Annotated in this window: 1 protein-coding gene; it reads right to left on the bottom strand. The window is 66.9% G+C overall.

Annotation, left to right across the window (positions count from 1 at the left end):
• Positions 1-2,943: SDR family NAD(P)-dependent oxidoreductase (locus ACFWPJ_RS29330; RefSeq protein WP_378856219.1), on the bottom strand; the 2,943-nt coding region annotated here is incomplete at its 3' end.

Here is a 2,943-nt window from a genome sequence, read left to right as displayed (position 1 = left end):
ATTGAGGGCGTTGCGGAACTCGACAGCAGCGAGCGAGTCGAAGCCCAGCTCACCGAAGGCCTTGTCGGCGGCAATCGCGTTCGCGTCCTCGTGTCCCAGAATCGCCGCGACCTGCCCACGGATGATCTCCACGAGCACACCGAAACGTTCACCGTCGGGAGTGTTCGCCAAACGAGCGCGAAGCGCCGTGAAAGCACCCGAGGCGGCTTTGCGGCGCTGCGGGATCAGCGCCGAAAACAGTGCGGGCACCGCGAATCCCGTAATGCGCATCGCGTCCAGGTCGAAACGCGCAAGGAGAGGGGCAGCTGTGTCCAACCCTGTCGCGGCATCGAACAGCGCGAGGCCCTGTTCCTCCGAGAGCGGCAGCAAACCCGAGCGAGACATGCGGTGCCGGTCCCGGTCGCTGAGTTCGGCGGCCATACCCCCGTCCCACAATCCCCAGACCAACGACTTACCGCACAGACTCGAGGCCCTGCGGTGCGCCGCCAACGCATCGAGGCACGCGTTGGCCGCGGCATAGTTGCCTTGACCCGCGTTGCCGAACGCACCGGCCACCGAACTGAACAGCACGAACGCCTTCAACGGCAGATCCGCGGTCAGTTCGTGCAGGTGCAGGGCGGCATCGACCTTGGGTCCCAACACGGCATCCATCCGCGCAGGGGTCAGCGAACCGATCGCACCGTCATCGAGAACACCGGCCAGGTGGAACACGCCCGCGAGGGGGTGATCGGCAGGCACGCCCGCCAATACCCGCGCGAGCGCGCCACGATCGGCGACATCACAAGCCACGAACCCGACCTCGGCACCGAGACGCTGCAACTCCACTCGCAGCTCAGCGGCACCGGGAGCGGATTCACCACGCCTGCTCAACAACAGCAGGCGACGGACACCGCACGTGGCAACCAGGTGCCGAGCGAACAATCCACCGAGCAAACCACCCGCACCGGTGACCAGAACAGTGTCGTCCGGGCCAAAGGACGAACCCACCGCCGAATCGGCCGCGGAGGAACCTTCAGCCGAAGCGGTCGTCGCGGATATCCGGCCGAGGCGCGCACTGTGTACTTGCCCATCACGCACCGCCACCTGCGGTTCGGCCGCGGCGACAATCCCGCCCAGCAGCCCGTCGAGTTCGGAATCGGTGTCGATCAACACGATCCGGCCAGGATTCTCCGCCTGCGCGGAACGAACCAGACCACCCACGGCCGCACCGGCCAAGTTCGTGATGTCTTCCCCGGCAACCGAGACAGCACCACCGGTCTGGACGACGAGCACCGACTCACTGAACCGATGATCCGCGATCCAGGACTGCAATACCTCGAGAACCTCATGGGTCGCAGCGTGGATAGCGGCGGGATCATTGCCCGTCGGGCAGTCCAACACGACCACCTGCGGAACCCGCTCACCGAGCTCCGCCCACGCTGTCGCGGAGACTTCGGCTGCACGCACCGCGATCGGTGCCCAGCCCATCTGGAACAACGCATTACCGACGACGGACGTGCCGACAGTCAGCTGCGCGGGATCGATCGGCCGGGACGCCAAATGCCGCACCGTCGCCACCGCGGCGCCCGTCATGTCGGCCACATCCAGTGCGACACCGTGCTCGCCGACGCGAGTGAGCCGAACACGCAACGCATCGGCCCCGGCCGCATGCACCGTGACACCGGACCACTCGAACGGCAACGCCAGACCGGTGCCCTCCGTCGAAGTGTCATCGGCGAAACGCAAGGCATGCAACGCCGCATCGAGCAACGCCGGATGCACACCGAAACGCTCCGCCTCGGATCGGGCTTGCTCGGGCAATTCGACCTCGGCGTAGAGCAGCCCGTCGGATCCGCGCCAGACCGACTTCAGCGCCTGGAACACCGGGCCGTAGTGGTAGCCCTGCGCATCGAGGGAGTCGTAAACCCCTTCGATATCGACCGCGACCCCGCCCGCGGGCGGCCACTGCACCAGATCCACAGCCGCGCTGTCGAATCCGGACGCGAGCACGCCCTCGGCGTTGCGCGTCCACGACGCCACCGAATCAGCACCGTCATCGGGCCGAGAGAAGATCCGCACCGCGCGACGGCCGGTCTCGTCCTCGGCACCGACCACAACGCGCACCGCGAGTCCGGCGGACTCCGACAGCGCCACCGGGGCTTGGAGGACCAGTTCCTCGAGGGTCGAGCAGCCGACCTGTTCTCCGGCGTGCAGGGCGAGTTCGACCACACCGGTACCGGGGAACAGCACGGTGTCCACCACCGTGTGGTCGGCCAGCCACGGGTGCGTCGGCACCGACAGGCGACCGGTGAGAGTTACCGCGTCGGAGTCCGGTTGCGAGACGACCGCAGAGACCAGGGGGTGTCCGGTAGCGACGAGACCCATCGCCCTGGCATGACCACCGGCGGCGGGCCCTTCGGTCACCCAATAGCGTCGACGCTGGAAAGCGTAGGTGGGCAGGTCGATTCGCTCGGCTCTGGTACCGGCATACAGACCGGCCCAGTCCACCTCGGCGCCGGAGACGAACAATCCGGCTACCCCACCCACCACCGTGGACGGGTCGGCATGGTCTCGACGCGCCAACGCCACCACCACAGGAGCAGCCACCGCAGCCGCCGCGCTCGCCTGCCCGTCGTCGAGAGTCTGGGCGATCATCGGAGTCAACACCGCATCAGGCCCGACCTCGGCGAACCTGGCCACACCCGTGCCTGCCATCGTCGCGACCGCATCGGCGAAACGCACCGTGTCACGAACCTGACCGACCCAATACGACGGCTCCGACATCTCCTCGACGATCCGGGCACCGGTCACCGTGGAGATCAGCGGCAGGTTCGGACGACCGAACGCCAAACCCTCGATCGCCGAAGCGAACTCATCCAGCATCGGCTCCATCAATACCGAGTGGAAAGCGTGCGAAACCCGCAACCTGTGTGTGCGCCAACCGCGTTCCTGTCTCTTATACAC

It is taken from the genome of Nocardia sp. NPDC058497, from assembly GCF_042720195.1.
Lineage (GTDB): Bacteria > Actinomycetota > Actinomycetes > Mycobacteriales > Mycobacteriaceae > Nocardia.
This window is presented reverse-complemented; position numbering and strand designations above follow the sequence as displayed.